Source organism: Candidatus Kuenenbacteria bacterium (genome assembly GCA_012797775.1).
Classification (GTDB): domain Bacteria; phylum Patescibacteriota; class Patescibacteriia; order UBA2196; family GWA2-42-15; genus JAAZMX01.
Genome location: JAAZOM010000012.1, coordinates 1 through 2,658, shown reverse-complemented (window position 1 = coordinate 2,658; position 2,658 = coordinate 1). Strand labels below are relative to the sequence as shown.

Annotated in this window: 4 protein-coding genes; 3 read left to right on the top strand and 1 reads right to left on the bottom strand. The window is 46.0% G+C overall.

What is annotated here, in order from left to right; all coding sequences use genetic code 11:
- The 3 genes from GYA54_01645 to GYA54_01635 all read left to right on the top strand — a co-directional run.
- On the top strand, positions 1 to 473 hold a 473-nt coding region (locus GYA54_01645; GenBank protein ID NMC51413.1), incomplete at its 5' end, for a hypothetical protein.
- 191 nt (positions 474 to 664) lie between these two features.
- Complete coding sequence (locus GYA54_01640) at positions 665 to 1,753, top strand: glycosyltransferase family 4 protein (protein NMC51412.1); 1,089 nt, start codon at positions 665 to 667, stop codon at positions 1,751 to 1,753.
- A gap of 244 nt (positions 1,754 to 1,997) precedes the next feature.
- On the top strand, positions 1,998 to 2,291 hold the full coding sequence (locus GYA54_01635) for a hypothetical protein (GenBank protein NMC51411.1): 294 nt from the start codon (positions 1,998 to 2,000) through the stop codon (positions 2,289 to 2,291).
- A 213-nt stretch (positions 2,292 to 2,504) separates the two neighbouring features.
- On the opposite strand, the gene GYA54_01630 is transcribed toward GYA54_01635, so the two are convergent.
- Positions 2,505 to 2,658 (bottom strand): hypothetical protein (locus GYA54_01630; protein NMC51410.1); only part of this gene is annotated, 154 nt, incomplete at its 5' end.

Here is a 2,658-nt window from a genome sequence, read left to right as displayed (position 1 = left end):
CCAACGCGCCGAAAAAATTAAATGCACAAACCCCCGATCGCTCTAATTCTTTAAAGAATCTCTACAGCTCACCCCCCAAAAAAGGACTTTTCACAGCCTTTAAAGACTGGGGTATCTCTAGTAGCGGCCAAAAAAATCCCAACACAAACAAAACACCAGTAAAACAATCTGGTTTTTGGGGAGGTTGGTCTGGCTCATCCGAAACAAACGCAGCCAAACCCAATCTAAGCAAAGGCAGTCAGCCACAACCACGAACTATTACCGAATTAAAAAAAGCTCTTCTAAAAGAAGGTTCGATAACCACGGCCGAACGCAACAAAATAATCGCCACCACCAAAGAAATGGCCGGCTATAAATACAAGGATTGGCAGGCCAAAAAAGTGGCCGATAATTTGATAAAAAATAGAGCGGCACACGGCTTTTCAAGCACTGATTGCCGGAGAATCAAAGGCATACTAATCAAGAAAAAATAATCCACCCCCAAAACAATCAACTCATCAACTCCGGTTCCACTCCGGAGTTTTTTAGTTGAAAAGCTAAAACCCTTTTACCTTTTACCAAATCTTTGATTCAATTTACAAAATTGAGCCAGCTCTAAGGGCTACCATCTTATTATATTCTTATTTTTTTGCCTTACCCTCACGCCTTATGATAAGATATACCTATGTCTATAGCACTTATCCACGACTATCTCGTCCAACTTGGCGGGGCAGAAAAAGTTCTTTTAAGTTTGGGCCGGGTTTTCCCCAACAGCCCAATTTTTGTTATGCTTCATGACCGCGAGAAAATCGGCTCTATTTTCCCGCCTCAAAAAATATACTCTTCCTGGCTCCAAAAAATGCCCTTTGCCAAAAGCCATTATCAATGGTATCTGACTCTCATGCCCAAGGCCGCCTCTTCGCACCAGCTTGATAGCTACAATATCATCGTCAGTTCTGCCTCTTCCTTTGCCAAAAATATCAAAAAAAACAAAGATGCTGTCCACTTTTGTTATTGTCATACCCCAACCAGATATCTCTGGCATGATCACCTGTCTTATGTTGAGGATTTGAATTACCCTTTCTGGGTCAAAAAACTCATCCCCTTGTTTCTCCCGCGACTCCGCCATCTTGATCTTGTCTCTGCCAGACAGGTTGACTATTTTATCGCCAATTCCAAAACCGTCCAAGAACGCATCCAAAAATATTACGGCCGGGACAGCGTAGTCATCTACCCGCCAGTCGCTACCCACGACTTTGAGCCTTCCGAAAAGATCGACAACTATTTCCTCGCTGGCGGCCGCTTGGTAGCGTACAAAAAATATGATCTAACCATTAAAACCTTTAATAAATTGGGGATTAAATTAAAAATTTTTGGCACTGGCCCAGAAAAAAAACGCCTCCAAAAAATGGCCTACAAAAACATTAAATTCCTCGGGGCTGTCGATGACTCTGCCAAAAATGAACTTTACCGCCACTGTCTGGCCTACATCCACCCGCAACTGGAAGATTTTGGCATTACCGCTGTTGAAGCCATGGCTGCTGGCCGGCCGGTTATTGCTTTTGGCGCTGGCGGCGCTTTGGAAACTATCATCCCGGGCAAAACTGGTGAATTTTTTCCTGAACAAACCTGGGAGGCTTTGGCCTATCAGATACTCCACTTTCAGCCTGAAAAATATAATTCTGTTTTTATCAAAAATCATGCCGAAAAATTCTCTACAGAACGCTTTGAAACAGAAATAAAAAACTATATTTATTCGGTTGCTCAAATATAAGATGTTGACAAAATAGCCCATTTGCGCTATATTTTTTAGTTCTTAAAAAAACAAACCCCATCCAAAAAATCATACCAAAGGAGGTATTCACAATGCCAGATGAAAATCACCTGCCCCGCAACACGACTGACCAAGGCCGGGAGCTTGAGCATTTCCGGGATGAACAGACTCTTGAGTCTGTTCTCAATGATCCCCAGCCAAGCTGGGACCATGAAATTCCCATCTGCGTCTAGGGGAGGCCAGCATGAATCGAAAAAAGATCCGGCGGCTTACGGCCCTGCTCGAGAGCAATGATTTTCTCTCGCCAGCTGGCCTGGCAAGGATCGCCAAAAAAATCAGCGATCTTTTTCCCGGCGCGACCGTCACAGCCGAAGAAGTCGGGAGACTGGGAAACTCCCACCGCCGCGAACTTCGCCGGTTGATTGTAGTGCGCCAAATACAGGCGGCTATGGCGAGATCGCAACCGCCACAGCCAAAACGCTCTACCGATCCGGGACCAGAGCCAGCTCTACGTCTGGAGCTCCGGAGAAAAGATTGAGCCCGACAGTAACATTCCGCCCAAAGCCACCAAAGGCAATGGGCGGTTTTTTTATTTATCACCAAAAAATAAAAAAGGCGCTGATCTTCTAACCAACGCCTTTACGCTCTCCCTATCCCAGCCAATAGATCACCAGAGTGATCACGCTGACCAGAATCGGGTTTATCCAGGCCGGATGGCCCGGATAAGCTTTGAATAGTTCCATCACTTTCATCACTTCCCCTCCTTGGCCGGCGGTGGCGTCTGAATCGGCGCCGGAGCCACCTGGTTGGTAGAGTCAGCTTTGGCCGAGTCCGGCTTGGTGGAAACCACTTTGGCCTGTTGGGTCTCAGCTTTGGCTATTGCCGCCTTTTCGGCCACCTGGATT